Origin of the sequence: Cryobacterium sp. RTC2.1 (assembly GCF_035018685.1) — a bacterium.
Classification (GTDB): domain Bacteria; phylum Actinomycetota; class Actinomycetes; order Actinomycetales; family Microbacteriaceae; genus Cryobacterium; species Cryobacterium glucosi.
This window is the reverse complement of the sequence record NZ_JASJXJ010000013.1, coordinates 1-26,105: the sequence shown is the minus strand read 5'-3', so window position 1 is coordinate 26,105 and position 26,105 is coordinate 1. Positions and strand designations below refer to the sequence as shown.

General features: G+C 68.6%; 30 protein-coding genes. 22 read left to right on the top strand and 8 right to left on the bottom strand.

All coding sequences use genetic code 11. From position 1 onward, the window contains the following. Nucleotides 1–40 precede the first annotated feature (40 nt). From QN357_RS03340 to QN357_RS03325, 4 genes are all read right to left on the bottom strand, one after another. Nucleotides 41–1,315: an MFS transporter gene (locus QN357_RS03340; protein WP_322135646.1), complete on the bottom strand. Its 1,275-nt coding sequence runs from the start codon at nucleotides 1,313–1,315 to the stop codon at nucleotides 41–43. Next, nucleotides 1,312–1,893 carry a helix-turn-helix domain-containing protein gene (locus tag QN357_RS03335; protein ID WP_134447575.1) on the bottom strand — a complete coding sequence of 194 codons (582 nt, stop codon included), beginning with the start codon at nucleotides 1,891–1,893 and terminating at the stop codon, nucleotides 1,312–1,314. Before QN357_RS03335 ends, QN357_RS03340 begins: the two co-directional genes overlap by 4 nt. An 88-nt stretch (nucleotides 1,894–1,981) precedes the next feature. Further along, nucleotides 1,982–2,731 (bottom strand): sirohydrochlorin chelatase, encoded by a 750-nt coding sequence (locus QN357_RS03330; protein ID WP_241985039.1) that lies wholly within the window; start codon nucleotides 2,729–2,731, stop codon nucleotides 1,982–1,984. Between the two features lie 88 nt (nucleotides 2,732–2,819). Then, the gene (locus QN357_RS03325; protein WP_322140854.1) at nucleotides 2,820–4,232 is read right to left on the bottom strand and encodes an FAD-binding oxidoreductase; all 1,413 of its coding nucleotides are present in this window, start codon (nucleotides 4,230–4,232) and stop codon (nucleotides 2,820–2,822) included. A 149-nt stretch (nucleotides 4,233–4,381) separates the two neighbouring features. On the opposite strand from QN357_RS03325, the gene ftsY reads away from it, so the two are divergent. The 4 genes from ftsY (at nucleotide 4,382) to QN357_RS03305 (ending at nucleotide 8,287) form a co-directional block, all read left to right on the top strand. After that, nucleotides 4,382–5,257 (top strand): signal recognition particle-docking protein FtsY, encoded by an 876-nt coding sequence (gene ftsY / locus QN357_RS03320; RefSeq protein ID WP_134447580.1) that lies wholly within the window; start codon nucleotides 4,382–4,384, stop codon nucleotides 5,255–5,257. A 7-nt stretch (nucleotides 5,258–5,264) separates the two neighbouring features. Beyond that, nucleotides 5,265–5,768, top strand: a complete 504-nt coding sequence (locus QN357_RS03315; protein ID WP_134447581.1) for a DUF2004 domain-containing protein — start codon at nucleotides 5,265–5,267, stop codon at nucleotides 5,766–5,768. A 40-nt stretch (nucleotides 5,769–5,808) separates the two neighbouring features. Then, nucleotides 5,809–7,401 (top strand): signal recognition particle protein, encoded by a 1,593-nt coding sequence (gene ffh / locus QN357_RS03310; protein ID WP_322135649.1) that lies wholly within the window; start codon nucleotides 5,809–5,811, stop codon nucleotides 7,399–7,401. Nucleotides 7,402–7,495: 94 nt separating this feature from the next. After that, nucleotides 7,496–8,287 carry an LLM class F420-dependent oxidoreductase gene (locus QN357_RS03305; protein WP_134560945.1) on the top strand — a complete coding sequence of 264 codons (792 nt, stop codon included), beginning with the start codon at nucleotides 7,496–7,498 and terminating at the stop codon, nucleotides 8,285–8,287. Here the strand turns inward: QN357_RS03305 and QN357_RS03300 are convergent. Continuing rightward, a complete protein-coding gene (locus QN357_RS03300) occupies nucleotides 8,284–9,423 on the bottom strand; it encodes a glutamate--cysteine ligase (protein ID WP_134447585.1) in 1,140 nt (379 codons plus the stop codon). The two genes, QN357_RS03305 and QN357_RS03300, sit on opposite strands and share 4 nt — an antisense overlap. Nucleotides 9,424–9,703: 280 nt before the next feature. Between QN357_RS03300 and rpsP the strand changes: the two genes are divergently transcribed. The 10 genes from rpsP (at nucleotide 9,704) to QN357_RS03250 (ending at nucleotide 15,673) form a co-directional block, all read left to right on the top strand. Beyond that, nucleotides 9,704–10,123, top strand: coding sequence for a 30S ribosomal protein S16 (rpsP, locus tag QN357_RS03295; RefSeq protein WP_134447587.1), 420 nt, complete (start codon nucleotides 9,704–9,706; stop codon nucleotides 10,121–10,123). A gap of 2 nt (nucleotides 10,124–10,125) precedes the next feature. Next, nucleotides 10,126–10,362 carry an RNA-binding protein gene (locus QN357_RS03290; protein ID WP_134447589.1) on the top strand — a complete coding sequence of 79 codons (237 nt, stop codon included), beginning with the start codon at nucleotides 10,126–10,128 and terminating at the stop codon, nucleotides 10,360–10,362. A gap of 16 nt (nucleotides 10,363–10,378) precedes the next feature. Beyond that, complete coding sequence (rimM, locus tag QN357_RS03285) at nucleotides 10,379–11,053, top strand: ribosome maturation factor RimM (RefSeq protein ID WP_241975527.1); 675 nt, start codon at nucleotides 10,379–10,381, stop codon at nucleotides 11,051–11,053. Nucleotides 11,054–11,145: 92 nt separating this feature from the next. Continuing rightward, nucleotides 11,146–12,015 carry a formate/nitrite transporter family protein gene (locus tag QN357_RS03280; protein ID WP_134447593.1) on the top strand — a complete coding sequence of 290 codons (870 nt, stop codon included), beginning with the start codon at nucleotides 11,146–11,148 and terminating at the stop codon, nucleotides 12,013–12,015. Nucleotides 12,016–12,024: 9 nt separating this feature from the next. Continuing rightward, nucleotides 12,025–12,801: a tRNA (guanosine(37)-N1)-methyltransferase TrmD gene (gene trmD / locus QN357_RS03275; protein WP_322140853.1), complete on the top strand. Its 777-nt coding sequence runs from the start codon at nucleotides 12,025–12,027 to the stop codon at nucleotides 12,799–12,801. A 9-nt stretch (nucleotides 12,802–12,810) separates the two neighbouring features. Beyond that, the gene (locus QN357_RS03270) at nucleotides 12,811–13,326 is read left to right on the top strand and encodes an MFS transporter (RefSeq protein WP_323504544.1); all 516 of its coding nucleotides are present in this window, start codon (nucleotides 12,811–12,813) and stop codon (nucleotides 13,324–13,326) included. 185 nt (nucleotides 13,327–13,511) lie between these two features. Continuing rightward, nucleotides 13,512–13,856, top strand: coding sequence for a 50S ribosomal protein L19 (gene rplS / locus QN357_RS03265; RefSeq protein WP_134447599.1), 345 nt, complete (start codon nucleotides 13,512–13,514; stop codon nucleotides 13,854–13,856). 86 nt (nucleotides 13,857–13,942) lie between these two features. Then, on the top strand, nucleotides 13,943–14,692 hold the full coding sequence (lepB, locus tag QN357_RS03260) for a signal peptidase I (RefSeq protein WP_134447601.1): 750 nt from the start codon (nucleotides 13,943–13,945) through the stop codon (nucleotides 14,690–14,692). Further along, on the top strand, nucleotides 14,693–15,337 hold the full coding sequence (locus tag QN357_RS03255; protein WP_134447603.1) for a ribonuclease HII: 645 nt from the start codon (nucleotides 14,693–14,695) through the stop codon (nucleotides 15,335–15,337). 12 nt (nucleotides 15,338–15,349) lie between these two features. Beyond that, a complete protein-coding gene (locus QN357_RS03250; protein ID WP_134447605.1) occupies nucleotides 15,350–15,673 on the top strand; it encodes a DUF2469 family protein in 324 nt (107 codons plus the stop codon). A 13-nt stretch (nucleotides 15,674–15,686) separates the two neighbouring features. Here QN357_RS03250 and QN357_RS03245 read toward each other — a convergent pair whose 3' ends face one another. Next, nucleotides 15,687–16,127, bottom strand: coding sequence for a nitroreductase family deazaflavin-dependent oxidoreductase (locus QN357_RS03245; RefSeq protein WP_134447607.1), 441 nt, complete (start codon nucleotides 16,125–16,127; stop codon nucleotides 15,687–15,689). Between the two features lie 91 nt (nucleotides 16,128–16,218). Here QN357_RS03245 and QN357_RS03240 point away from each other — a divergent pair, with 91 nt between their 5' ends. The 5 genes from QN357_RS03240 to dprA all read left to right on the top strand — a co-directional run bounded on the left by QN357_RS03240 (nucleotide 16,219) and on the right by dprA (nucleotide 21,487). Beyond that, nucleotides 16,219–17,343, top strand: a complete 1,125-nt coding sequence (locus QN357_RS03240; protein ID WP_134560758.1) for a dipeptidase — start codon at nucleotides 16,219–16,221, stop codon at nucleotides 17,341–17,343. A 76-nt stretch (nucleotides 17,344–17,419) separates the two neighbouring features. Beyond that, nucleotides 17,420–18,112 carry an SGNH/GDSL hydrolase family protein gene (locus tag QN357_RS03235; protein WP_134560757.1) on the top strand — a complete coding sequence of 231 codons (693 nt, stop codon included), beginning with the start codon at nucleotides 17,420–17,422 and terminating at the stop codon, nucleotides 18,110–18,112. 148 nt (nucleotides 18,113–18,260) lie between these two features. Continuing rightward, the gene (locus tag QN357_RS03230; protein WP_134560756.1) at nucleotides 18,261–18,617 is read left to right on the top strand and encodes a YraN family protein; all 357 of its coding nucleotides are present in this window, start codon (nucleotides 18,261–18,263) and stop codon (nucleotides 18,615–18,617) included. A gap of 41 nt (nucleotides 18,618–18,658) precedes the next feature. After that, a complete protein-coding gene (locus QN357_RS03225; RefSeq protein ID WP_323504546.1) occupies nucleotides 18,659–20,203 on the top strand; it encodes a YifB family Mg chelatase-like AAA ATPase in 1,545 nt (514 codons plus the stop codon). A 36-nt stretch (nucleotides 20,204–20,239) separates the two neighbouring features. Further along, nucleotides 20,240–21,487: a DNA-processing protein DprA gene (dprA, locus tag QN357_RS03220; RefSeq protein ID WP_323504543.1), complete on the top strand. Its 1,248-nt coding sequence runs from the start codon at nucleotides 20,240–20,242 to the stop codon at nucleotides 21,485–21,487. Between the two features lie 26 nt (nucleotides 21,488–21,513). On the opposite strand, the gene QN357_RS03215 is transcribed toward dprA, so the two are convergent. Next, a complete protein-coding gene (locus QN357_RS03215) occupies nucleotides 21,514–22,941 on the bottom strand; it encodes a pyridoxal phosphate-dependent decarboxylase family protein (protein WP_134447615.1) in 1,428 nt (475 codons plus the stop codon). Between the two features lie 165 nt (nucleotides 22,942–23,106). Here QN357_RS03215 and QN357_RS03210 point away from each other — a divergent pair, with 165 nt between their 5' ends. From QN357_RS03210 to QN357_RS03200, 3 genes are all read left to right on the top strand, one after another. Next, nucleotides 23,107–23,664 (top strand): DinB family protein, encoded by a 558-nt coding sequence (locus QN357_RS03210; RefSeq protein WP_322135691.1) that lies wholly within the window; start codon nucleotides 23,107–23,109, stop codon nucleotides 23,662–23,664. Nucleotides 23,665–23,733: 69 nt separating this feature from the next. Further along, entirely contained in the window at nucleotides 23,734–24,660 is a 927-nt protein-coding gene (locus tag QN357_RS03205; protein WP_322135692.1) for a phosphodiesterase, read from the top strand. Between the two features lie 23 nt (nucleotides 24,661–24,683). After that, nucleotides 24,684–25,640, top strand: coding sequence for a tyrosine recombinase XerC (locus tag QN357_RS03200; RefSeq protein WP_322135693.1), 957 nt, complete (start codon nucleotides 24,684–24,686; stop codon nucleotides 25,638–25,640). Nucleotides 25,641–25,645: 5 nt separating this feature from the next. Here the strand turns inward: QN357_RS03200 and QN357_RS03195 are convergent. After that, nucleotides 25,646–26,105: M23 family metallopeptidase (locus QN357_RS03195; RefSeq protein WP_323504542.1), on the bottom strand; the 460-nt coding region annotated here is incomplete at its 5' end.

Below are 26,105 nucleotides of genomic sequence, written 5' to 3'. Positions count from 1 at the left end.
CGTGCCGCCGACCGCCGCGTCTGTCTTCGCAGGCCGCACCCTAAGCGGCGGGCGCGGGCTGCGAAAACGGGCGCGGTTCCATCTCCCGGAAGACCGGGATGCCGAGCGGCAGGAGGGTGACGACCACATAGAGCACGCCGATGATGAAGAAGGAGGCCTGCAGACCGACGGTGTCGGCGCCGATTCCGCCGAGCAGGGCCCCTGCAGGTACGCCGGCCCAGGCCCCGGCGTTGATCAGCCCGAACACCCGTGCGCGCATGCCCTCGGGCACTCGTTCCAACTCGACCGTGCCGAGAATCGGGTTGACGGCACCCGCGGCGACGCCGGAGAGGGCTGTCGCCGCGATCAGCCACGGGAAGGGGAGTCCGGCCGCGAACGCGAAGAGAGACGGACCTCCGGCGAGGGCGAAGCAAACCGAGAACGTGACCCGTCGCGGCAGCCGGTGCGCGAAGAACCCGAAGACGACGGTTCCGAGCAGCGCGCCTCCGCCCATCACGGCCACGAGTACCCCGAATGCCGCGGCGCCGCCCAACGAATCGTGGGCGTAGAGCGGAAGCAGGGAGGAGCCGCGGGCGGCGTCGAACACGTTGGTGACGAGAACCAGGAGCACGACCGCACGCAGGAGCGGATCGCGCGTGACGAACCGGAAACCCCCAGCGAGTGCCGACCAGTAGCCATCGTTTGCCGGGAGCTCGGCCGCGGCGGGCATCCGCTCGCCGGTGAGGGGACGCGCGACGAACAGCCAGGTGATGATCGCCGAGAGCGCGAAGGTGCCCGCGTTGACGAAGAGGGCGTTCAGGGGGCCGATGCCGGCGATCAGGATGCCGCCGAGCGGGGCGCCGAGGAGGCGGGCGAGGCGTTCGGCTCCGTCGAGGAACCCGACGGAGCGTTCGAGACGGACGTGCGCCTCGGCAGAGAACGCGGGCAGCATGACCCGCCGCGCGGTCTGGCCGGGGGTGTCGAGGAGGCCGCTCAGGAAGACCAGGGCGAGCAGGCCCCAGAACGGGAGTCCGATCGTGAGCGCGAGGACGGGGATGGCGAGAACGGTCACCCCGCTGATCAGGTCGGCGAGGATGCTGGCGCGCCGGTAGCCGATCCGGTCGACGACGACCCCGCCGAGGGGGCCGCCGATGATGACCGGCGCCGTCGCGAAGAATGCCGCGGTGCCGACCTCGATCCCCGTTCCGCCCGTCGCGAGCACATAGAACGGAACCGCAAAGAGAGTGACGACGTTCCCGGTCTGAGACACGACGTGCGCCGCGAGCAGTGCGGTGAGAGACCGCAGCGCGCGGGTGGTCGCGACGGTCTTCGTCACGGGGTTCGGTAGGCCTGGTACACCAGGCTGACCCGCTCGGAGCCGTCCGCTTCGGTGTGGGCGGCGCTGAGTGCCAGGAACTTCTCGGTGATGACCTCGAGATCCTTCCGCAGCTCCGCGAGCTCGGCGACCGTGAGGCGCAGCCCTCGGTCGGAACTGGGGGCTGCACGCACCCAGTCCACGGGAAGAGCGGGCACGTTGTCGAGGTAGTGCGTGAAGTTGGCGGCGTAGATCTGCACGATCGCGCGCTGGAGAGCGGTCGATGCTGCCAGTGCCGCGGGGTCGCCGAGCAGGTCCGCCGGCTCCCAGGATGTGAGCGCGTGGCTCGACCGCCACCAGCGTTCGCGGCGATCGGTGCCAACGTCCGCGGCCTCCTGGATCAAACCGATGGACGCGAGTTTGGCCAGGTGGTAGCTCACAGTGCCCGGGGCCTCGTCGACGATGTCGCCGAGCAGGGCGGCGGTCTGGGGGCCGAGCTCGCGCAGGAGGCCGAGCAGACGCAGCCGGGTCGGGTGAGCCAGGACGCGCATGGATGCTGCGCTCGTGAGGTGTGCGGTACCACCGGTTTCAGGAGACATGCCGCCACGCTATCTCCACAACAACTATTGCGCAATAACTGTTGTGTTATTTGTTGGGGACGGGGAGTCGTGCCTGAGGTGCAGACGGTCAGTCGGCGGAGGCGGAGGCGGAGGCGGCGGTGAGTGCGGTGCGATAGCGGTCGGTGACGACGGCGACGAGAAGCGGGCTCGCCGGCTCGGTGGGGAGGAGCAGGGGCGCCGTGACGGCATCCGCTCCTGCCTTCTCGACCAGCCGTTGGAAGAAGCCAGGGGCCAGCAGATAACTGCTCACCACGACCCGACGGCCGGGCCGCAGGATCCGCTCGATCGTGATGGCGCACGCGAGGCGTGGGCGCGCGGCGGACAGGAAACCGAGGGCGACATGGCGTCCGGCGGCGAGGGACAGCCGCTCGGCGACGACGCGGCACGCGGCGACTGCGCGGGCGTCGCTCGAGCCCGCGACCGCGAGCACGAGCGAGTCGTCGGCGTGGAGTGCGACCTCGTCGAGTCGTTCGCGGAGGAGCTTGATGAGGCGGTCGTCGGGTCCGAGCGCCTCGGTCAGGATGACCGAACGCGCGGAGGCCTCGGTTTCGCCGGTCACGGCATCAGTGAGATCGACGTAGACGTGGTATCCGGCGGACAGCAGCAACGGGACCACGACGGCCGGCACGCCGGCCGGGAGCGTCGCCAGCGTCGAGGGTGCGTCAGGCTGCTGGACGTCGACATAGCCGAGGGCGGTGAGGAGCTCGGGTTCCGCCAGGGTCACGGCAGCCATGAGCCCGGCGACGGCCGCCTGCCCGGCCGCGGACGAGGTGCCGTGGGCGATGCCGACGAGGGCGGGAGTGGTTGAGGCCGTCACCCCTCTATTCTGCACGCGCAGGCCGTTCGCGTGGCGACCGGTTGCCCGGTTCGGTTCGCTGCTTCCCTGTCCCGCCCGGTCGTGCTCGTCAGTCCGTGTCCGTGGTCGCGGCGGCCCCGGGCCCGAGGGGCCGGTTGCCGACGAAGATCCCGCCGGGATCGAGCCTGCGCTTGACGTTCGCGAGGCGCTCGAGCGATTCAGGAGGGAAACTGAAGGTCAGATCCTGGCCGGCGGTGAGGAAGGTCGGGAGGGTCAGGCCGAGGGTGCTCCCCTCGAGCGCCCGGCGGAGCGGACCGAACACGGCCTCCGGGTCGGCGGGCCGCTGTTCCGTGAGGAACGAACCGGCGAAGGCCAGGAAACGTGCGTCGAGACGGCCGGCGACCGCCGCCGCATCCGCCCCCTGCTCGGCAATGGCACCGCCGAGGGCACGCAGGCCGAGAACGGTCAGGCCCGCAGGAGTGGCCTCCTGGAAGGCCCGCGCGAGGGCGCCGAGGCCCGCTTCGTCTCCACCGGCGAAGGACGTGATCGCGGCCGTCCACTCGATTGTGGCGGCCGGTTCGGTCGGTTCGGCCGCGACCTCGGCGAGGTGCCCGATCGTGAACGGCCGGGTCTCGTCGGCGAGCACCGGTGCGCTTGCGAGCAGCGGTGCGAGGAGGGGCGCGGCGTCCTCAGCGGTTCCGACGAAGACCACCTCGGCGCTCGCGATCGTCTGGCCGCGGAGCGGCGCGGGCACCTGTTCGATGTCGGGCAGATTGGTCAGGCCGAAGAAGATACTCAACTCGGGCGGGGCATCCGCCATGATCGCCGCAACGCTACCGAAGACGGTCCCTGCGGCGGACGCGGGGAAGACGATCGTTCCGCCGAAGAGGTCGGGAGCCGCATACAGGTCGATCTCGAGCGTGGTCACGATGCCGAACAGCCCGCCGCCGCCGCGCAGCGCCCACAGCAGTTCCGGATCGCTGTCCGCGGTGACCCGGCGCGGCTCGCCCCCTGCGTCGACGAGTTCGACCGCACGGATGCTGCGGGCCGCGATCCCGCGCCAGCGGCTGAACCAGGAGTGACCGCCCCCGAGGACGTGACCTGCGACGCTCACATCGGGATTGGACCCGGCGAGCGCCACGAGCCCGGAACCATCGAGGCGGCTCAGCAGGGCACCCCAGGACACGCCGGAGCCGACCCTGGCCACGCGTCGTTTCTGATCGATCACGATCTCGTCGAACGCGCTCGTGCGGACGAGGATGCATCCGGCGAGGTCGCCGCTCGGGCCGTGTCCGCGCGGCTGCACCACCACCCGGTGCCCGTCGGCGCGGGCGGCGGCGAGGATCCGCCGCAGGTCCTCCGGCCCGGCCGGGTACGCGACGGCGACCGGCCGTTGGTCGATCGCGAGGTTCCAGGGGGCGCGGGCACTGTCCCAGTCATCGTCGTATGCACGGACGAGCCTGCCGTCCATGGTCTCCGCGAGGTCGGTGAGCGCGCGGTCGGACGGAGATTCAGGTGTCATCATTCCTCCACAACGAGTCGGAAACGCGTACACGGCCGAGTCTCGGCCTATCCCGCCTCGCAGCCAACCCCGCGACTGAAACCGCGGCCGACCCGGTGTCGATGGCACGCTCGCGCCCGGAGGCAGGGTCCCGCGCTTAGGGTAGAGACATGGCAGAACGCACCCCGTGGTCACTCTCCGGCGCATTGCGCGGCATGTTCGCGAAGAAGACGATCGACGCCGACACCTGGGACGACCTCGAGGACGCACTCATCCAGGCCGACTTCGGCCCCCAGATCACCGAGGACATCGTCGCTGACCTGCGCGCCAAGGTCGCCAGGTACCACACGACAGACCCGGCCGACCTGCAGCGGATGCTGCGCGAAGGCCTCGAGGAACGCCTCTCCCGGCTCGACTCGACCCTCAACCTCAGCGCGCGCCCCGCCGTCGTGCTCGTCGTCGGCGTGAACGGCGTCGGGAAGACCACCACGATCGGCAAGTTCGCCAAGTTCCTGCGCGTCTATGACCGCAGCGTGCTGATCGGGGCTGCGGACACGTTCCGGGCCGCCGCTGTCGAGCAGCTCGCCACCTGGGCCGAACGCGCGGGCGCCGAGATCGTGAAGCCGCAGGCCCAGGGCCAGGACCCGGCATCCGTCGCCTTTCAGACCGTCGAGCGCGCGATCGCGACCGGCACCGAGATCGTGATCATCGACACAGCCGGCCGCCTGCAGACCAAGGGCGGCCTGATGGACGAGCTGACCAAGATCCGTCGCGTCATCGAGAAGCAGACGCCGATCGCCGAGGTGCTGCTCGTGCTCGATGCGACCACCGGCCAGAACGGACTGGCCCAGGCCGAGGCCTTCATCGAGCACGCCGGGGTCACCGGGCTTGTGCTCACGAAGCTCGACGGGTCCGCCAAGGGCGGATTCGTGCTCGCAGTGCAGGAGAAGACCGGTATTCCGATCAAGCTCGTCGGCCAGGGCGAGGGCATCAACGACCTCACCGGATTCACCCCGCACGTCTTCGCGCAAAAACTCGTCGGATAGGACGACCATGACCATCGAACACGATTTCTTCGGAATCCTCGGCAGCGACGACGAAGGCGAGATCTACTGGTCGGATTCGGCGGAACTGGGCGACCAGGACATCGAGATCGACCTCAGCTCGCCCGATGAATCCTCGGTTTCCGTCGAGGCGCTCGACATCGCGGCGTTCATGATCAATTCCCTCGAAGACCTCGACTCGCAGGCCCGCGAATCGCTCGTCGCCGAGCTCAGCGCCGAGGGGTCCGTCACCGCGCTCTACATCAACCAGTGCCTCGAGGAACTCGATGAGGAGGTCATCGACGACGCCCTGATCTGGGACTCCGGCGACAAGCAGATCGACTTCCTCCGCTCCATCCAGCTGCAGCGGATCGGCTTCCACCCGCACCACATCAAGAACGACGAGCACTTCGCGGTGCTCGACTATTCGATCAGCCCCACCGAGACCGACGCCCTGATCGTCGTGACGCTCGACGTGCACGGCGACACGATCGTGATCTCGCTCGACAGCTGAGGATTCGAGACCGGGCAACACCGGTTAAAGTAGAACCACAATGGCTACTTTTGGAAACCTCTCAGATCGCCTGGCCGAGACGTTCAAGAATCTCCGCACCAAGGGCAAGCTCAGTGCGGCGGATGTCGACGGCACCGTGCGCGAGATCCGTCGCGCCCTCCTCGACGCCGACGTCGCCCTCGACGTCGTCAAGGACTTCACCGCGCAGGTGCGCGAGCGCGCCTTCGGCGACGAGGTCAGCAAGGCGCTCAACCCGGCCCAGCAGGTCGTGCAGATCGTCAACGAGGAACTCATCCGCATCCTCGGCGGCCAGCAGCGCCGTCTCGAGTTCGCGAAGAAGCCGCCGACCATCATCATGCTCGCCGGCCTTCAGGGCGCGGGCAAGACCACCCTCGCCGGCAAGCTGGCGAAGTGGCTCGCCAAGGACGGGCACACCCCGATCCTCGTCGCCGCCGACCTCCAGCGTCCGAATGCCGTCACCCAGCTCCAGGTCGTGGGGCAGCAGGCCGGCGTGCCCGTGTATGCACCGGAACCGGGCAATGGCGTCGGCAATCCCGTCACGGTCGCCCGCGACGGCGTGAAGTTCGCCCAGCAGAAGCTCCACGACGTGGTCATCGTCGACACGGCCGGCCGCCTCGGCGTCGACGCCGAGATGATGAAGCAGGCCGCAGACATCCGCCGGGCCATCGACCCCGACGAGGTCCTCTTCGTGATCGACGCGATGATCGGCCAGGACGCCGTCGCGACCGCGAAGGCGTTCCAGGACGGCGTCGACTTCACCGGCGTCGTGCTGACCAAGCTCGATGGTGACGCCCGCGGTGGAGCAGCCCTCTCGGTCGCCTCGATGACGGGACGCCCGATCATGTTCGCGTCGACGGGTGAGAGCCTCGACGACTTCGAGCCCTTCCACCCCGACCGGATGGCGAGCCGGATCCTCGACCTCGGTGACATCCTCACCCTGATCGAACAGGCCCAGGGCGCCTTCGACGAGGACGAGGCGCGCAAGCTCGCCGAGAAGTTCCAGACCGACACCTTCACCCTCGACGACTTCCTCGGCCAGATGCAGCAGCTGCGCAACATGGGCTCGATCAAGAAGATGATGAGCATGCTCCCGGGCGCCGGGGCCATGAAGCAGCAGCTCGAGAATTTCGACGAGCGCGAGATCGTGCGCACAGAGGCCATCATCCAGTCGATGACCAAGGCCGAGCGCACCACCCCGAAACTCCTGAACGGATCACGCAGGCTGCGCATCGCGCGGGGCTCCGGCTCGAGCGTGACCGAGGTGAACCAGCTCGTGCAGCGCTTCGAGCAGGCCGCGAAGATGATGAAGACCGTCGCCCGAGGTGGAATGCCGAACATCCCCGGCATGGGGCCGATGCCCGGCCTCGGCGGTGGGCGCGGCAAGCCCCAGCAGGCGAAGAAGAAGGGCTCGAAGTCGGGCAACCCGGCCAAGCGTGCCGCGGAGAACCTCGCGATCGCGTCCGGTGAGAAGCCGGCGGGCGCCGGCGCTGAGGCACCGACCGGCGGCGGCACCGGTTTCGGCCTCGGCGGCCGCAAGCCGGCAGTCGCCGGCAAGCCCGGCGGTCCCACCGACGAGGAGATGGCCGCCCTGCAGAAGATGCTCGGCCGCTAACCGTACCGCTCCCTGTACCTTTCCGGTCGAGAGTGACCGCTCAGCGGGTAACTCTCGACCGGACAGGTATGCCTCGGGCGTTTAGGCTGGGCGCATGACACTCACGAAGCCCGGTCCCGTCCGCATCGGCGCGCAGGTGGCGCCCCAGCATGCCGAGTACACGAAGATCCGCGACACCGTCGCAGAGGTCGAAGCACTCGGCACCGATGTCGCCTTCAACTGGGACCACTTCTTCCCGCTTTCCGGTGACCCGGACGGGCTGCACTTCGAATCCTGGACGATCCTCGCCGCGTGGGCTGAGCAGACCTCCCGGATCGAGATCGGCGCCCTCGTCAACTGCAACAGCTACCGCAACCCCGACCTGCAGGCCGACATGGCCCGCACGATCGACCACATCAGCGGCGGCCGCTTCATCTTCGGCACCGGCTCCGGCTGGTTCGAGCGCGACTACGACGAGTACGGCTACGAGTTCGGCACCGTCGGCAGCCGGCTCGACGCCCTCGCGGAGAACCTCCCACGCATCGAGGCGCGCTGGGGCAAGCTCAACCCGCCGCCCACCCGGAAGATCCCGGTGCTGATCGGCGGAGGTGGGGAGAAGAAGACCCTGCGCATCGTCGCCAAGCACGCCGACATCTGGCATTCCTTCTCGAGCCCCGAGGTACTCGAGCACAAGCTCGGCGTCCTCGCAGACTGGTGCGCGACGGTCGGGCGCGACCCGGCCGAGATCGAGGTGTCCACGGAGCTGCGCGGCCGCACGGTCGACGAGGCAGACGAGCTCTATGCGCTCGGGGCCCGCCTGTTCACGATCGGGCTCTCCGGCCCGGCGTATGATCTCGCCCCACTGACCGACTGGCTGGCCTGGCGCGACGCCAAGAACGCCGCCTAAACGGGCAGCGTGCCGCCGCGGAGTTCCGCGCTGAGCGCGGCCACGACGGCGGGCAGGCTGCCGCCGTTCGCCGCGGCGACGCGCAGCTGGCGCTGGTAGCTCGCGCCGGCATCCAGGATGCCGTTCAGCTGCAGCAGTTCGGTGAGGCAACCGAGGCGTTCCGCGGTGGGGGAGAGCACGCCGATCAGCCGGCGCACGTCGTCGGTCACGAGTCGTTCGGCGCCGCTCGAGTCGAGGATGATCTCCGCATCGAGCCCATATCGCGACGCACGCCACTTGTTCTCGCGCACGAACCACGGCTGCATGCTCGGGACCGGGCGTCCGGCGTCGAGCTCGGTGGACATCCACTCGACGAGGCACTGGATGAGCGCGGCGATCGCCCCGAGTTCGGTGGCCGTCGACACGCCGTCGCAGGCGCGAATCTCGATGGTGCCCCAGCGGGCAGAGGGGCGGATGTCCCAGCGCACCTCGGTCATGTCGTCGATGATCCCGGTTCGGGTCATGTCCTCGACATACCGTTCCCAGCTCGCCCAGTCCTCGAGGATCCAGGGCAGCCCCGCCGTCGGCAGCTGCTGGAACATCTGCGCGCGATTCGACGCATAACCGGTCTCGACGCCCGCCCAGAACGGACTGGACGCCGAGAGCGCCTGCAGGTGCGGGAGATAGCCGAGCAGGCCGTTCAGGATCGGGATGACCTTGTCGCGGTCCTCGATGCCGACGTGCACGTGGATGCCCCAGATCATCATGTTCCGGCCCCACCACTGGGTGCGGTCGATGAGCTTGTGGTACCGCTCCTTGTCCGTGACCTCCTGGTCGAACCACTGGCCGAACGGATGCGAGCCGCTGCAGATGAGGTCGACGCCCCGTGGGTCCGTGATCGCCCTGACCTCGTCGACCTGGCCGTAGACATCCGCAACGGCGCCCGCCACGGTCGTGTGAACACCGGAGACGAGCTCGACGGTGTTGAGCAGCAGCTCTCCGGTGATGTGCGGGTGCGGCGACCCGTCGGGGCCGCGCAGGGCATCGAGCACCTCGTCGGCGATGCAGACGAGGTCACCGGTCGACCGGTCGACGAGCGCGATCTCCCATTCGATGCCGATCGTCGATCGCGCTGATCGGGCGAATTCGATTCCCACGTGCGGTCCTTTGGTCGCGTGGCACCCGGCTGGGTGCTGGTCACAATCCTGACACCGATTGCAGGCGGCCTCCCGCACGAACGCGGAATCCGCTTTCGGCGGACACCCGGTGCCCGGTCGATTATCACATTGGGGCCGACATCTGACAGAATGATTAGTCGAGTTCTCCTGCGCCCGACCCTCTACTCTGACGCAGGAAAAAACCATCTTGAGCTTGTGCCGAGTGTGCCCCCACGCTCACGGCCCTCAGTTCGCCAAAAATCAAATACACAGGAGAATTGTGGCTGTCAAAATCCGTCTGAAGCGCATGGGCAAGATTCGTGCGCCGTACTACCGCATCGTTGTGGCCGACTCGCGCACCAAGCGCGACGGTCGCGTCATTGAAGAAATCGGCATCTACCACCCCACGCAGGAGCCCTCGGTCATCGAGATCAAGTCCGAGCGTGCACTGTACTGGCTCGGCGTTGGCGCCCTGCCCACCGAGCAGGTTGAGGCTCTCCTCAAGCTGACCGGCGACTGGGGCAAGTTCAAGGGTGACAAGAACGCCGTCAGCACCGTCAAGATCAAAGAGGCCAAGGTCGCTTTCGTCGCCGACGAGAAGAAGAAGCCGGTTCTCAAGCCCAAGGCTGAGAAGCCCGTTGTCAAGGAAGAGGCGCCCGTCGCCGAAGCCGCTGACGCAACAGAAGAGGACAAGGCGTAATTTTGCTCGCACCCGCGCTTGAGCACCTCGTCAAGGGAATCGTTGACCACCCGGACGATGTGCACGTTGCTGCCCAGAACTCACCGCGTGGCGAGGTGCTCGAGGTTCGCGTGAACCCCGAGGACCTCGGCCGCGTCATCGGTCGTTCCGGGCGGACCGCAAAGGCCCTGCGCACCCTTGTGGCTGCCCTGGCCGATGGCAAGCGCGTGCGGGTCGACGTCGTCGACACCGATTTCTGAGCCGGCGGTGAGCCTCGTGAACGACACTCTGGTACCCAGAGCCCAGTCGCCCCGAGCCCAGCTGCGGGTTGGTCGCCTGACCAAGGCCCATGGCCTCAAGGGCGCCATCAAGCTCGAACTGTTCACGGATGACCCGGGGCGACGTTTCGTCCCGGGCGCCGTGTTCACGCTTCAGGTTCCAACCGGGTCCCCGTGGCACGGTAAGAAGATCGAGCTCGTCGAGCTCCGCTGGTACAACCAGCACGCCGTCGGCTTCTTCAAGGATGTCCCCGACCGGGAAGCGGCTGAGGCACTCGCCAAGGCCATCCTGTGGATCGACCAGGACGACGACGAAGAATCCGACGAAGAAGACGCCTGGTACGACCACCAGCTCGTCGGCCTCAAGGTCGTGCGTGACGGGGTGCAGATCGGTACCATCGGCCGTCTCGAACACCTTCCGGCCCAGGATCTCCTGATCGTCAAGACCGCGACCGGTGACGTCATGGTGCCCTTCGTGAAGGCAATCGTTCCCTCCGTCGACATCGCGACGGGTATCGTCACGATCACCCCTCCGCCCGGACTGCTCGAAGAGCTCCCCGAGGAGCCGGACGACGAGCCCGAAGCCCCGCTCGAAGCGGATGGCGCACCGCACGAACCCGACGCCGGTGCCGAGCCGGACGCCGAGCACACACCAGACCAGAACGGCGCATAGGCGCGACCGGGATCAACCCGGGGGAAGGCGCGCCGCGCCCGCTGGCTCCTCCACTCCCCACGACGCGGCAGCCCTTGCAAGGAGAACCGCCTGTGTCGTACGTCCAGCCCGACAAACTCATCGATGACATCATTCATTCGGGTGTCGTTAAATCGAACCTGACCATTAAGCAGATGATCATCCGCGGAACCCTGTCCGGGGCGATCCTGGGCGCGGCAACGGCGGTGTCCCTGACCGCGGCCGCCCAGACCGGGCTTCCCATCGTGGGCGCCGTGCTGTTCCCGGTCGGATTCGCCATTATCCTGCTGCTCGGACTCGAGCTCGTCACGGGAAGCTTCGCGCTGATCCCGCTCGCGATCCTCGAGGGACGAACGACCATTAAAAAGGGCCTCACCAATTTCGGTGTCGTCATCGCCGCCCACCTGTTCGGCGCCGTGCTCTTCGGCTTCCTCTACGTCGTCTCGATCACCTACATGGGCACCGTGACCACAGACCCGATGGTCCAGGCCATCGTGCATCTAGCCGAGCACAAGGTTCTGCCGTATGAAGCGGTCGGCCCTGGCGGAATCGTCGTCGCGATCATCAAGGCGATGCTCTGTAACTGGATGGTCGCGATCGGCACGATCATGTTCTACACGTCGAAGTCCACCGCAGGAAAGATCCTCGCGATGTGGCTTCCGGTCACGATCTTCTTCAGCCTCGGACTCGAGCACGCGATCGTGAACATGTTCGTCATCCCCGCCGGCATGATGCTCGGCGCCCCGATCAGCATCGGCCAGTGGCTGCTCTGGAACCAGATCCCCGTTCTCGTCGGCAACCTGCTCGGTGCGATCCTTTTCACCGCCCTGCCGGTGTACTTCTCGCACCGCACCCGGGTCAACCGTGCCGCCCACCTGGAAGCGAGCGCTACGACCGCGACCGACGCCGAAACCGCGGACGAGTCCGTTCCCGTCCACGCCTAGGCTTTCTTCGTGCGCATCGATATCCTCACCATCTTCCCGGAGTTCTTCTCTGTCCTCGACGTCTCCCTGCTCGGCAAGGCCAGGCAGTCCGGACTCATCGAGGTGCTCGTGCACAACCTGCGCGACCACACCCACGACCGGCACAACACCGTCGACGACACCCCGTACGGCGGCGGCGCCGGCATGGTGATGAAGCCGGAACCCTGGGGCGAGGCTCTCGACGCGATCCTCGACGAGACCACCGGCGCGCCCACTGAAGCTGGCGGCGACGCGGCAGCGGATGCCACGGCGAACGACGCAGGGCCGCTCCTGATCTTCCCGTCCCCGGCCGGCGACCTCTTCACCCAGAAGATGGCCCGCGAACTGGCCGCCGAACCGCACATCGTCTTCGGCTGCGGGCGATACGAAGGCATCGACCAACGCGTCTTCGACCACTTCGCCTCCCGCGGGCGCGTCAGGCTGGTCAGCCTCGGCGACTATGTGCTCAACGGGGGAGAGGTCGCGGTGATGGCCATGATCGAGGCCGTCGGCCGGCTCATCCCCGGCATGGTCGGCAACCCGGAGAGCCTCGTCGAGGAGTCCCACGAGGACGGACTCCTCGAATACCCGAGCTACACCAAGCCGTCCAGCTGGCGCGGTCTCGACGTACCCCCGGTGCTCCTGAGCGGCAACCACGGTGCCATCGCGACGTGGCGCCACGACCAGCAGCTCGAGCGCACCATGCGGGTCCGGCCCGACCTTCTGCCTCCAGCGAACGCAGAGCCAGCCGAAGGCGTCCGCGAGTAGTCTGGCTTCGTGTTCCTACGCAGGGTCTTCTATCGCTGGCAATTCCTTGCCGTGCTCGTGCTTCCGGCGTGGCTCCTGATCGGCGCGTCCCTCTTCAAGTCGAGCGGATGGGCCGTGCTCGGCAGCTTCTTCGGCGGCATCGTGCTCGGCCTCGGCCTGCTGGCCGTCGCCCTGCTCTTCTTCGCCCGCACCGAGGTGCGGCTGGAGCGGGCGGTGTCCTGGCGTGACGTCGGCGTGCTCACCCTGTGGCACGCCCTGATCGTGGCCTCCGGCTTCACGGCGGGTGCGAGCTGGCTGCCGTTCCTGGTCGTGCTCGTCGGGCTCGCAGCCTTCTGGTTCGCCATCTGGGAGCTCTTCGCGAGTGCCAGGAGCCGGATGCAGGCGATGATCGTGCTGATCGACGAGACCGCCAGAGGTGGCGCCCCGACCGAACCGGCCGCGGGGGAGCATCCGTCGCCCATCGGCTTCGAACCCACCCCTGACCCGTCGGTCATCGTCGTGCGGGAGAAGCCGAAAGACACCTAGCCGGCCCGGTTTTGCCGGAGGCGCGGATCGTGACATAATCAGCGATTGTGCCGTAGCATGCCTCTGCCACAGGGGAGCTGCACCGTTCGGCACGGTCTTAACCTCATCAGTCGTCGCCCAGCACCTGTGTGCGCGGGCGACCTCAGCCGTCTTCGTCCTGTGGCGGATACAGAGAGCGAACAAATATGCATATTCTCGACCAGGTGGATGCCCCATCACTCCGGAAGGACATCCCGGCGTTCCGTGCCGGCGATACCGTCAAGGTTCACGTCAACATCGTTGAAGGCGCACGCTCGCGCGTGCAGGTCTTCCAGGGTGTCGTCATCGGCCGTTCCGGCGAAGGCGTCCGCGAAACGTTCTGCGTTCGCAAGGTCAGCTTCCAGGTCGGCGTCGAGCGTACCTTCCCGGTGCACTCCCCGGTTATCGACCACATTGAGGTCGTCACCCGCGGAGACGTGCGTCGCGCGAAGCTGTACTACCTGCGCAACCTGCGTGGCAAGAAGGCCAAGATCAAGGAAAAGCGCGACTAAGACTCGTCACACCCGATTCCCAGCCCCGGCTGCGTTTCACCCTGAGCTCCTGACCCGTACACTGGGTCAGGAGCTCAGGCGGTTTAATGACAGACAATTCTCTGCCCACGCGATCGGATCGCCTGGCATCAGAAGCACCACAGCGCGGCAAGCGCGGCGTTGCGATCTTCTTTCGCGACCTCTTGATCATTTTTGTGGTGGCGCTGCTCATCTCGTTCCTGATCAAGACCTTCCTCGTCCGGTCGTTCTACATCCCCTCGGGGTCGATGGAGAACACCCTCCTGGTCAACGACCGCATCATCGTGAACGAGCTGGAACCGAAGCTCATGCCCATCCAGCGCGGTGACGTCGTCGTGTTCCGCGATCCCGGCGGGTGGCTCCTCCCGCAGGCTGCCGTGCAGCAGAACCCCGTCGCCGCCGGCCTTGACTGGCTCCTTTCCGTCGTCGGCCTCTCCGCGCCGGACAGCAACGACCACCTGATCAAGCGCGTCATCGGACTGCCCGGCGACCACGTCAGCTGCTGCAACGCCCTCGGCCAGCTGAGCGTCAACGACGTGCCCCTCTCCGAGCCGTATGTGAACCTCCCTGCCGGGGCGAGCGCCGTGTCCAAGGACAACTTCGACGTCGTCGTACCGGAGAACTCGCTCTGGGTGATGGGCGACAACCGGTACAATTCCAAGGACTCCCGGTACAACGGGGACACCCCTGGCAAGGGCTTCGTGCCGATCGACAACGTCGTCGGCCGCGCCCTCGTGATCAGCTGGCCGCTGTCCCGCTGGACCTGGCTCGACGACTACCCGGAAGTCTTCCGAGGGGTTTCCCCGGAGACGAAGTAGATGGCCGTCTGCGATCCGACCCTCGAGGTCGAGCTCGGCCTGCTCGCCGAAGGCGCGAGCTGCGTGATCGGCTGCGACGAGGTCGGACGTGGTGCCCTCGCCGGACCGGTCGGGGTCGGCGTCGCCGCGATCGACGGCACGCACGGCACGATGCCGGTCGGTCTCCGCGACTCGAAGATGCTCAGCGAGCGGCGCCGTGAGGCCCTCGCACCGCTCGCGGTCGCCTGGGTGCTGCACTCCGCGGTCGGACTCGCCTCCGCGAAGGAGGTGGACGAGATCGGCATCATCGCCGCACTCGGGCTCGCGGGCAAACGGGCCCTCGCCGAACTGTTCGCCGCCGGCGTGGACGTCCGGGGGAGCGTCGTGCTGCTCGACGGCAACGACGACTACCTCAACAAGGCCCTCGCGACGCCCCTCTCCGTGCTGACCCGGATCAAGGCCGACCAGGACTGTGCGTCCGTGTCCGCGGCATCCGTGATCGCGAAGGTGCACCGCGACCGGCTGATGATCGCAGCGGATGCGGTCACGCCCGGCTACGGGTGGGCGGGCAACAAGGGCTACGGCAGTGCGGAGCACATGGCTGCGATCGGGCGCCTCGGACCGACAGGGCTCCATCGCAAATCGTGGCTGACCATCTCAGCGTAGGATTGTCTCACCATGGAAGAAGAAGAGTTCGAAGACTACGACCGCGAGGTCGAGTTGGCCCTGTACCGCGAATATCGGGATGTCGTCGGGCAGTTCCAGTACGTCGTCGAGACGGAACGGCGCTTCTACCTGGCCAATGAGGTCGAACTCGTGCGCCGGGACACCGAGCACGACTTCTACTTCGAACTGAACATGAAGGACGTCTGGGTCTGGGACGTGTACCGGTCGGACCGTTTCGTGAAGTCCGTGCGCGTGCTGACGTTCAAGGACGTCAACGTCGAGGAACTCGCCTCGAAGGAATTCGAACTGCCCAAGGAACTCGCGCTCGACGAGTAGCCGGCTGGTCGTTCTAGCGGGGCTCGCAGACCACGACGGGGATGTCCCGGCTGGTCTTCTGCTGGTAGCCCTCGTACCCCTTGTATGCGGCGACGATCTGCGGCCAGAGTTCCGCCTTCTCCGCTGCTTCTGCCGTGCGTGCCCTCAGCTTTTTCGTCGTGCCGTGCACGGTGAGTTCGACGTCGGGGTTCGCAACGAGGTTGAGGTACCACTGCGGGTTCCGGTCGCTGCCGCCCTTCGAGGCGATCAGCACGAAGCGGTTCCGGTCGTGGATCGGGGCCGTGAGCATGGTCGTGCGGCGCTTGCCCGTCGAGCGGCCGATCGTGTGCAGTTCGACCACCGGGATCGGCCCGAACGAGGCGAGCAAACGTCCACCGGATGCCTTGAGCACGGCCCGGTGCATCAGGCTCATCGTCTTCATGCCGAGGTCGACCAACCTGTCGCGTAGTCCCATGGGTCCAGCCTAGTAACCTGCATCGGTGCCGGTGCCGGTGCACGCGGGAACCCGGGTTCCGCGCGGGGAACCCCGGCACTAGCGTTGGACCATGCCCCCCGCATCCGCTGCCGAGAACCACGCCGCCACGACCGCCCCGACGAACCCTGTTGGCGCGGTCGTCGACCACGCCCTCGAACTCGCACCCCTCGTCGACGGCCACAACGACTGGGCCTGGGAATGCCGGGAGAACCGCGCGTACTCGGTCGAGGGACTCGAACGGGGACTGACGACCGACACCGACATCGAGCGCCTCCGGGCCGGCCGGGTGGGCGCACAGTTCTGGTCGGTCTATGTGAGCGACGAATCCCTCGGTGCCGACGCCGTTCAGGGCACCCTCGAGCAGATCGACTGGGTCTACCGCCTCGCCGCCCGCTACCCGGACGATTTCCAGATCGCCCGCAGCGCCGCCGACGTCGAGTCGGCCAGGTCCCACGGCCGGATCGCGTCCCTCCTCGGCGCGGAGGGCGCGCACAGCCTCAACGACTCCCCGGCCGTGCTGCGGATGTTCGCGCGGCTCGGCGTGCGGTACCTCACCCTCACCCATGTGCACAACACGACCTGGGCCGACTCGGGCACCGACGAGCCCGTGCACGGCGGCCTGTCCGCGCGTGGCGTCGAGTACGTGCGGGAGATGAACCGGCTCGGCATGCTCGTCGACCTGTCCCACGTGTCCCCGGCGACCGCGCACGCGGCGCTCTCCGTGACGACGGCGCCGGTGATCTTCAGCCACAGTTCGTGCGCCGCCGTCACGGACCACCCGCGGAACGTACCGGACGACGTGCTCGAGCGCCTGCGCGACAACGACGGCGTGCTCATGCTCACCTTCGTGCCGCAGTTCCTCTCCCCGGACTTCGCCGCCTGGTTCGACGGGCCCAGGGACAGCGCCGCGCCGACGGTGACCCTCGACGAGGTCATCGCCCACATCGAGCACGCTCGCCGGGTCGCGGGCATTCGGCACATCGGGCTCGGCGGCGACTTCGACGGCACAGACGAATTCCCGGTCGGTCTCGAGGGCGTCGACGGCTACCCGGCGCTCCTGACCGAGCTCGCCGCGCGGGGCTGGACCGCCGTCGAGCTCGCCGCCCTCGCCGGGGCGAACGTACTGCGCGTGCTCCGGGCGACGGATGCCGCGTTCGCGGCAGCGGGGAACGGCACGCCGCTGCTGGTGTCGTGACCGGTCCTTTCCCGCATTGCCGGGCAAACCAGAACGGATCCCGCTCCGAATGACTGGTGTGAGTGCACCCCGACGAATGACCCGAACCGTCATGGCCCTCTGGGTGGGGTCCGTGGCCGTCGTCGTTGGACTCGTCGCCGTGATCGGTTCGGTTGGACGTGCGGTACCGGCCGAACCGATTCCGGTGACTCCTGCGGGGTCTCCGGGTACCGGTCCCGTCGTGGCGTTCTACGGGGACTCGTACACGCTCGGGACCGGGGCTTCGAGCCCCGAACACCGGTGGTCGACGCTCCTTTCCATCGAGCACGGCTGGACCGAGGTGAACCCGAGCGTGAACGGTCTCGGTTTCGTGAACCACCGGGCAGACGTGTCAGAGGACCTCGTCGACCAGGTCATCGCCGCCCGCCCCGACATCGTGATCGTGACGATGGGTCTCAACGACAACTTCTCGATGCCCGCTCGCGCCGACCGCATCCGCTCCGCCATCACGGCCGACTTCACCAGGATCAGTGAAGCGCTGCCGGTCGCACGCGTCATCGTGGTCGAGCCGTTCTGGTACACCGACGATCGACCCGGCTCGGTTCAACAGATCATCGAGTGGGTGAGCGCGGGCGCTGCGGCGATCGACGCCGTCTACATTCCCGGCGCCTCGCACTGGCTCGACGGCCACCCGGAATGGAAGGCCGGCGACGGCCTGCACCCGAACGATGAGGGGTATCGGGTGCTCGCCGATCGCATGGACGAGGCACTCAGGAGCCTCGGCATCTAGGAGTCGCCCCTCGACGGTGTACGGACTTTCCGAAGGCGAATTCCCGACTCTCCTCACCAGGCGTCGACGTCTGCCCGCTGTCCACCGGTCGACGATGGCCCCCGCGGATGCTCGCCCACCCCCGGCATCCTGTCCGTGGGAGGCACTCGTGGCACGCAAAGATGATCTGGGCAGGCTCGGTGAGGAGCACGCGGCGCGGTTCCTCACCGACGCCGGGTATACGCTCCTCGCCCGCAACTGGCGGTGCGAGCAGGGCGAAATCGACCTGATTGTCGAGCAGGACGGCGAAGTCGCCTTCGTCGAGGTGAAGACGCGCTCGGGGATCGGCTTCGGGCATCCGTTCGAGGCGATCACCGTCGTCAAGCTCGCCCGGCTCCGCCGGCTTGCGGCGGCGTGGTGCGAGCAGGCGGATGCCTGGCCGGAGCGAATCAGGATCGACGCGATCGCGGTGATCCTCGCCCCCGGCGCCGTTCCGGTGATCGAGCACCTGCCCGGAGTGTTTTAGTGAGCGTGTTCTAGTGCGTGCCGTCTGATGGGCGCAGCCTGATGGGTCTCGCCCGTACCCACGCCGTCGCCCTGCTCGGGCTGACGGGCGCGCTCGTCGAAGTCGAGGCCGACATCTCTGGTCAGCTCCCCGGCATGGTGCTGATCGGCCTGCCGGATGCCGCGCTCTCCGAAGCGACAGAGCGGGTCAAGGCCGCGGCCAAGAACTCCGGCTGCCCACTGACCCATAACAAGCTCACGATCAACCTGTCGCCGGCGGCGCTCCCGAAGCACGGTTCGGGATTCGACCTCGCGATCGCGCTCGCGTGCCTCGCCGCGGACGGGGTGGTCGCGGCCGGGTCGGTCGGCTCGGTCGTGCACATCGGCGAGCTCGCCCTCGACGGGCGCCTTCGACCAGTCCCGGGCATGCTGCCGGCGGTGATCGCGGCGTCGCGTCTCGGCCACCGAACCGTCATGGTTCCGGCCGGAAACGCCGCGGAGGCGGAACTCGTGCCCGGCATCACCGTGATCGGGGTCGCCTCCCTCCGCGAGGCGGCGATCTGGCACGGGGCGGAGCTGACGCCCGTGCCGGTCGAAACCATCGAGTGGCCCACCGAAGCCGGACCCGCCGGGAACGACGTCGTCGAAACCGGTTCGATGGACCTTGCCGACGTCATCGGCAATGAGGACGCCATCCTGGCCCTGCAGATCGCCGCAGCAGGCGGCCACCATCTCTTCATGCTCGGCCCGCCAGGCTCCGGCAAGACCATGCTCGCCGCCCGCCTGCCCGGACTCCTGCCCGACCTCGACCCGGCCGCCTCCCTCGAGGCGAGTTCGCTGCGCTCCCTCGCCGGGCGCGGACTCGGCCGGTCCCTCGTGACCCGGCCGCCGCTCGAATCACCGCACCACACCGCGACGGCGGCGGCCATGGTCGGCGGCGGCAGTGGACAGATCCGGCCGGGTGCAGCCGCCCGCGCCTGTCACGGGGTGCTCTTCCTCGACGAGGCTCCCGAGTTCGCATCGGCCGTGCTCGACGCCCTCCGGCAGCCGCTCGAATCCGGGATGATCAGCATCCACCGCGCCAACGCCGTCGCCCACTTCCCGGCGCGGTTCCAGCTCGTGATGGCCGCGAATCCGTGCCCGTGCGGGCAGTACGGTGTTGCCGGCCTCGAGTGCTCGTACCCGCCGAGCGCGCGCCGGCGGTACCTCGCCCGCATCTCCGGGCCGCTCCTGGACCGGATCGACATCCAACTTCACGTGAACCGGATCACGGCGGCCCAGCTGCGGCTCGCCGCCGAAGAACCGCGCCTGACGACCTCGGCTGCGCGGGAACGTGTGATCCGGGCCCGGCGCGCCGCACGGGAGCGCCTCGCCGGCACACCCTGGTCGCTCAATTCAGCGGTCCCAGGGTCCTGGCTCCGCAGCAGGCACCTGCGGCTGGACCGGGCGACGACCGCTGCGCTCGATCGAGCGCTGGAGCGCGGCGGCATCACTATGCGCGGCTATGACCGGGTGCTCCGCGTCGCCTGGTCGATCGCCGACCTCGAGGGCGCCGATCGGCCGGGTGTCGAGCAGCTCGGACAGGCGCTCTACCTGCGCACCGGCTGAAGCCGGACATCCACCGACGGAAGGACACGACGCACGATGCCATTCGAACCCGATGAGACCACCATGATCGACCTCGCGACCGGCGTGCGCGCACCCGGGCCCACCCTGACCCGGGAACTCGCGGCGGAGCTGCACGCTCGAGCGGCGTGGTCGTGCATCAGCGAACCCGGCGACGGAACTGCGGGCCTCGTTGTCGCGGCGCTCGGCGCCGTTCGCGCCCTGCGGATGATTATCGAGGCCTGGACCCACGACCATATCGCCGGGGAACTCCTGACCGCCGGGGTGGCGGAGGGTGTGATCGCTGCCGCCGGACTCGACCGCGCTCTGGAGCGCTGGCGTCCGCGGCTCGATCCCATCGTCGTCACGATTGCGCTGCGGCAGGCAGCCCGATCGGGGGCACGGCTGGCGATTCCCGGTGACCCCGACTGGCCGGCCGGGCTTGAGGACCTCGGGGTACACGCCCCGCTCGCCCTCTGGTGGCGCGGCCCTGCACATGCCCTCGGCGCGTTCGCCCAGTCGATCGCCCTCGTCGGCGCCCGGGCTGCTACCCGATACGGCGAGCATGTCGCGATGGAAGCCTCTGCCGGCCTCGTCGACCGCGGATTCGCGATCGTCAGCGGCGCGGCGTACGGGATCGACGGGATGGCGCACAAAGCGGCACTCGCGAGCCGTGGTCGAACCGTGGCGTTTCTCGCCGGGGGAGTGGACCGGCCATACCCGAGCGGGCACGTCGACCTCCTCGAACGGATCGCCGGGGAGGGGGCCGTCATTTCCGAGCTCCCGTGCGGGGCCGCGCCCACCAAGTGGCGGTTCCTACAACGGAACCGGCTGATTGCGGCGACCAGCCTGGCCACCATCGTCCTGGAGGCCGGGTGGCGCTCCGGATCGCTCAACACCGCCGGGCACGCGGCCACCCTCGGGCGGCCGCTCGGCGCCGTACCCGGCCCGGTCACGTCACCGGCCTCGGCCGGGTGTCACCGGCTGATCCGCGAGTACGACGCCGTCTGCGTGACGACGGCCGCCGAAATGGCGGAACTCGTCGCGGAGCACCTGGTCCAGGTGACACTGGACTTCCCCGAATCGGAACTCGGGCTCGAGGGTTCCAGGCGCACAAGCGAACAGGTGCGGGTCTTCGACGCCCTGAGCGGGCGGTCCCCGCGTGGGATCGGCGACCTCGCCCGCCGCGCAGGCCTCTCCACCATGTCCGTGCGTGCCGCCCTCGGCGCCCTCGGGCTCGAAGGCGCCGCGCGCGAGCGAGAGACCGGCTGGGTGCGGAACGCCTGAGCCAGGCTCGGCCTGCCGCGAAACCGTCAGCCCTGGTACAGGCCCCCAGGCGTCTCCTCGCCGTCGTGGCCTGCGGCCTCGCACGCCCGCCGCACAGCCGCGAGGGAGTCGGCGACATCGGCGGCATCCGTCGACCAGTTGCTGACCGAGATGCGCAGCACCTCGCGCCCGCGCCAGACGGAACCGGACATCCACGTGGTGCCCTGGCCGAGCAACAGCTCGGTCACCCGCCGGGTGCGGGCATCGCTTCCGAAGCTCACGCACACCTGGGTGAAGACCACGTCGTTGACGACCTCGGCGCCGGGAATGCGCGCGAGGCCCTCGGCAAGCGAGCGGGCGTGACCGGCCAGGCGCTCGACGAGGTCGATCGTGCCGGATCGCCCGAGCGAGCGCAGTGCCGCCCACACCGGGATGCCCCGTGCCCGGCGGGAGAGCTCCGGCACCTTCTCGAAGGGGTCGCCCGGACCGTCCGTCGCCGGTTTCAGTAGATAGCTCGTGTGCACGCCGAACACGGACCGGACAGTCGCCGGTTTCTCGACGATCGCGATCCCGCAGTCATAGGGCACATTGAGCGTCTTGTGCGCGTCGGTCGCCCAGGAGTCGGCTCCCTCGACGCCGGCCACGAGCCCGCGGTACTTCGGGCTCGCCGCGGCCCAGAGGCCGAACGCGCCGTCCACGTGCACCCAGGCGTGGTGTTCCCGCGCCACCCGGATTGCCGTCGTCATCGGATCGAAGGCACCGGAGTGCAGGTTCCCCGCCTGCAGGCAGACGATGGCCGGACCCTCGCCGTCCTGCATCGCAGCCGCGAGGGCACGGGGATCAAGTCGGCCCTGCTCATCGGCCGCTACGGCGACGGGTTCGCCGAGGCCGAGGTACCGGAGTGCGAGGTCGATCACCGCGTGCCGCTCCTCGCCCACGAACACCCGCACGCGGGGCGAACCGGAAAGTCCGTCCCTGCTGAGATTCCAGCCCACCCGCTCGAGCACTGACTGGCGCCCGGCTGCGAGCCCGACGAAATTGGCCATCGTCGCCCCGGTGGTGAATCCGACATCCGAACCGGACGGCAGCCCGAGCAGGTCGAGCACCCACGCTCCGGCGGCCTCCTCGGCCGCGGCAGTGGCCGGCGTCGCGAAGCGCATGGCGGCATTCTGGTCCCAGGCGCTGACGAGCCAGTCTGCCGCCAGCGCTGCCGGGAGGGTGCCGCCGATCACCCAGCCGAAGAACCGACCAGACGGCATGGCCATCAGCCCGGGTTCGGCGAGGGCGGCCAGCTCGTCGACCACGGATGCCGCGGCGGTGGGGGACTCAGGCAGCGGACCGGCGAACATCCCGGAGAGGGTGTCGGCGTCGGCGCGCGGACCGACCGGGCGGGTACCGAGCGAACCAAGCCACGCGAGAGCGTGCTCCCTGGCTCGCCCCAGTGCTTCGTCGTATGCGCCGGGCTGAGCTGACATGGCGCCATGGTAGTCCGGGCCGTCCCCGGCAACCAGTGCCTGCGCGCATCGCGGGCCCGCGGCCAGATGCCGCCCGCCGCTGGTCCGCGAGAGTGCGCTTTTGGCCCATGAACCGCGGGTTAAAGGGCCGAAAGCGCACTCTCGCGAAACAGGATACAAAGGGGTATGCCTGATTACGCGAACCCGGCCTCCGACGGCTCCGGCAGCATCAACGGCGTGCGCGCCGGAGTCACCGAAGCCGCGCACTTCGGCGATGAACGCACGACGATAACGGGGTTCCTGCAGCGTCAGCGGGACCTCGTCGCATGGAAGGTCGGCGATGCCTCCGACGCGGCTCTCCGGCCCGTCGCCACTCCGACCGGCATGACCGCGCACGGCATCGTCCGACATCTCATGAACGTGGAGCGATCCTGGCTGCGCGATGTCTTCGCCGGTGAGGAGGGTCTGAGCTTCGACTGGACCGACGCGGATCCTGACGGGGAGTTCCACGTGCCGCCCGAAGTGACCATGGCCGAGCTGCTCGCCGACTATGCGGAGGAGGCGCGCCGCTGCGACGCGATCATCGCGGCAGCGGGCTCGCTCGACGCCGTCTCGGTGCGCCGCAGTTTCAGCCTGCGCTGGATCCTGATTCACCTGGTCGAGGAGACCGCACGGCACGCCGGTCACCTCGACCTGTTGCGCGAACGCGCCGATGGCAGCGTCGGAGAAGACCCGCAGGACTGATCGACGCGGCCGGGGCGCCGGGGGAGTGTCGGCGCCAGGCCCTAGTCTGGAGCGGACGAAGGGTGAGTCATGAGTGGCGTTCCAGTGGGGCAGGTTCAGTTGGGCCAGTACGGGCCGGCGAGTCACGTGATCGCGCACATCAGCGACACGCACTTCCTCGGTGCCGGTAGACCCCTCTATGGCACCGTCGACACCGACACGCCCCTGCACGAGGCCCTCGCCCAGCTGGAACGTTCGGGGCAGCCGATCGACGCCCTCGTCTTCACCGGTGATATCGCCGACACCGGCGAAACGGATGCCTACCGGCGCATCCGGGACCTCGTCGAGTCCGCGGCCGACCGGCTCGGGGCCCGCGTCATCTGGGTGATGGGCAACCACGACAAACGGGCGCCCTTCCGCAGCGAACTGCTCCGCGAAACCGGGAACGGGGCATCCGCTGCCGCACCCGTCGACGCGGTGCACGACCTTGACGGACTCCGCCTGATCGCTCTCGACACGAGCGTTCCCGGCTACCACCATGGCGCGATCTCCGCCGAGCAGCTGGCCTGGCTCGCCGAGGTGCTGCGCGAACCAGCCCCGCACGGCACGCTCCTCGCCCTGCATCACCCGCCGATCCCGACCATGGTTTCCCTCATGAGCCTTCTCGAACTCCGAGACCAGGCCGGCCTGGCCGAGGTCATCGCCGGAAGTGACATCCGTGGCATCCTCGGTGGGCACCTGCACTACGCCACGACCGGGCTCTTCGCCGGCATCCCCGTCTCGGTGGCCGCGGCCACCTGCTACACCATCGACCCGAGTGCGCCTGCCCGGCAACTCACGGGTGTGCGCGGCGGCCAGTCGATCAATCTCGTGCAGGTCTATCCGGAGAGCGTCGTGCATTCGCATGTCGTGCTCGGCGACTTCGACCCCGCGACGCGTTTCGACTCCGAGTTCCTTGCCCGTATCGAGGCGATGAGCCCCGACGAGCGGACCGAGGCCTTCTCACGCCAGGCGTGAGTGCGCCGGCGGGCGGCGGACGGATGCCCCTCGCAGCCCTTCTCGAGGACTTCACCGTCTACCTGGCGGCGGAGCGTGGCTTCTCGCCGAACACCGTCCGGGCCTACCGGACGGATCTCCGCGGTCTCCTCGGCTTCGCCGACGGTCGTGGGGTCGCCGATGCCGAGGGGCTGTCCCTGGACCTGCTGCGTGACTGGCTATGGGTGGCGACCCAGGCGGGTCTCTCCAAGGCGACGATCGCGCGTCGGTCCGCCTCCGCCCGCAGCTTCACGGCCTGGTTGACCCGCACGGGCGTGAGTGCGCTCGACCCGGCCGTGCGCCTGCGCTCGCCCAAACCGGGTCGAACCCTGCCCCGGGTGATCAACCGGGCGCAGATGCAGGCCCTTCTCGATCACCTCGAGCTGCGAGCCAGGGCCGACGGTCCGCACGAGTTGCGCGACCAGGCCATCGTCGAACTGCTCTATGCTTCCGGGCTGCGCGTGTCCGAGCTCGTCGGTCTCGACGTCCCGGATGTCGATCTCTCCCAGCTCACCGTGCGCGTGACCGGCAAGGGGTCCAAGGAACGAGTCGTTCCCTTCGGCGTTCCCGCCCAGCGTGCACTCATCGCCTACCTCGAGCGCGCCCGCCCGGTGCTGCTCGCCGCAGCGGAGGAACCCGCCGGGAGCACCACGGTGGGTTCCGTCTCGAGCTCGGCAGGACGCCCCGCTGCGCTGTTCCTCGCGACCCACCGACGCCGCATCGGAGTGCGGGCCGTATACCGCCTGGTCGCAGGGCTCCTCGCCGAGATCCCCGGCAACGGTCCCGCCGGGCCGCACGCCCTGCGCCACACGGCGGCGACCCACCTGCTCGACGGCGGGGCCGACCTGCGCGCCGTGCAGGAACTTCTCGGTCACGCGAGCCTCGGCACGACCCAGATCTACACCCACGTCTCCGCGGAACGTTTGCGGCAGAGCTACCAGAACGCTCACCCGCGGGCCTGAGCAGGTCACGCGTCCCGGAGAATCGCTCGCCAGAGCAGGTTTGCACGTGCGCTTCGCCGGGAGTCCCCTCGCACCGTGAGCAGGGCGGCCGACTCTGTCGGCAGCAGCACGGCATGTGGGACGCCGCCGAGGTACCGCATCGGCGACACGTACCGGCCGGAGAGCCGCGCGCCGAGGTGCAGGCAGCCGTCGCCGCAGTGGCCACCGGTCGCCACGTGGCCGATGAGCTGGCCGCGGCGCACGGGGTCCCCTGACGCGACAAGCGCCGTGACCGGTTCCAGGCTCGAGACGAGGCCCCCGGCGTGGCTGAGGGAAATCGCGGGTCGGTCGACGACGATCTGGGCGAAGGTCACCGTGCCGTCGGCAACGGCATAGACCGGCTCGCCCGGGTGCGCGGCCAGGTCGATTCCCCTGTGCCCGTCGGCGTACTGGGTGAGAGGCGCCCGGAACCCCCGCACCACGGCA

Bases quoted from the DNA above. Each gene is read 5' to 3' on its own strand.
- QN357_RS03335 (WP_134447575.1), bottom strand. From the start codon at position 1,893: ATGTCTCCTGAAACCGGTGGTACCGCACACCTCACGAGCGCAGCATCC.
- QN357_RS03325 (WP_322140854.1), bottom strand. From the start codon at position 4,232: ATGACACCTGAATCTCCGTCCGACCGCGCGCTCACCGACCTCGCGGAG.
- ftsY (WP_134447580.1), top strand. From the start codon at position 4,382: ATGGCAGAACGCACCCCGTGGTCACTCTCCGGCGCATTGCGCGGCATG.
- QN357_RS03315 (WP_134447581.1), top strand. From the start codon at position 5,265: ATGACCATCGAACACGATTTCTTCGGAATCCTCGGCAGCGACGACGAA.
- ffh (WP_322135649.1), top strand. From the start codon at position 5,809: ATGGCTACTTTTGGAAACCTCTCAGATCGCCTGGCCGAGACGTTCAAG.
- QN357_RS03305 (WP_134560945.1), top strand. From the start codon at position 7,496: ATGACACTCACGAAGCCCGGTCCCGTCCGCATCGGCGCGCAGGTGGCG.
- rplS (WP_134447599.1), top strand. From the start codon at position 13,512: ATGCATATTCTCGACCAGGTGGATGCCCCATCACTCCGGAAGGACATC.
- lepB (WP_134447601.1), top strand. From the start codon at position 13,943: ATGACAGACAATTCTCTGCCCACGCGATCGGATCGCCTGGCATCAGAA.
- QN357_RS03255 (WP_134447603.1), top strand. From the start codon at position 14,693: ATGGCCGTCTGCGATCCGACCCTCGAGGTCGAGCTCGGCCTGCTCGCC.
- QN357_RS03250 (WP_134447605.1), top strand. From the start codon at position 15,350: ATGGAAGAAGAAGAGTTCGAAGACTACGACCGCGAGGTCGAGTTGGCC.
- QN357_RS03245 (WP_134447607.1), bottom strand. From the start codon at position 16,127: ATGGGACTACGCGACAGGTTGGTCGACCTCGGCATGAAGACGATGAGC.
- QN357_RS03240 (WP_134560758.1), top strand. From the start codon at position 16,219: ATGCCCCCCGCATCCGCTGCCGAGAACCACGCCGCCACGACCGCCCCG.
- QN357_RS03235 (WP_134560757.1), top strand. From the start codon at position 17,420: ATGACCCGAACCGTCATGGCCCTCTGGGTGGGGTCCGTGGCCGTCGTC.
- QN357_RS03225 (WP_323504546.1), top strand. From the start codon at position 18,659: ATGGGTCTCGCCCGTACCCACGCCGTCGCCCTGCTCGGGCTGACGGGC.
- dprA (WP_323504543.1), top strand. From the start codon at position 20,240: ATGCCATTCGAACCCGATGAGACCACCATGATCGACCTCGCGACCGGC.
- QN357_RS03215 (WP_134447615.1), bottom strand. From the start codon at position 22,941: ATGTCAGCTCAGCCCGGCGCATACGACGAAGCACTGGGGCGAGCCAGG.
- QN357_RS03210 (WP_322135691.1), top strand. From the start codon at position 23,107: ATGCCTGATTACGCGAACCCGGCCTCCGACGGCTCCGGCAGCATCAAC.
- QN357_RS03205 (WP_322135692.1), top strand. From the start codon at position 23,734: ATGAGTGGCGTTCCAGTGGGGCAGGTTCAGTTGGGCCAGTACGGGCCG.
- QN357_RS03200 (WP_322135693.1), top strand. From the start codon at position 24,684: ATGCCCCTCGCAGCCCTTCTCGAGGACTTCACCGTCTACCTGGCGGCG.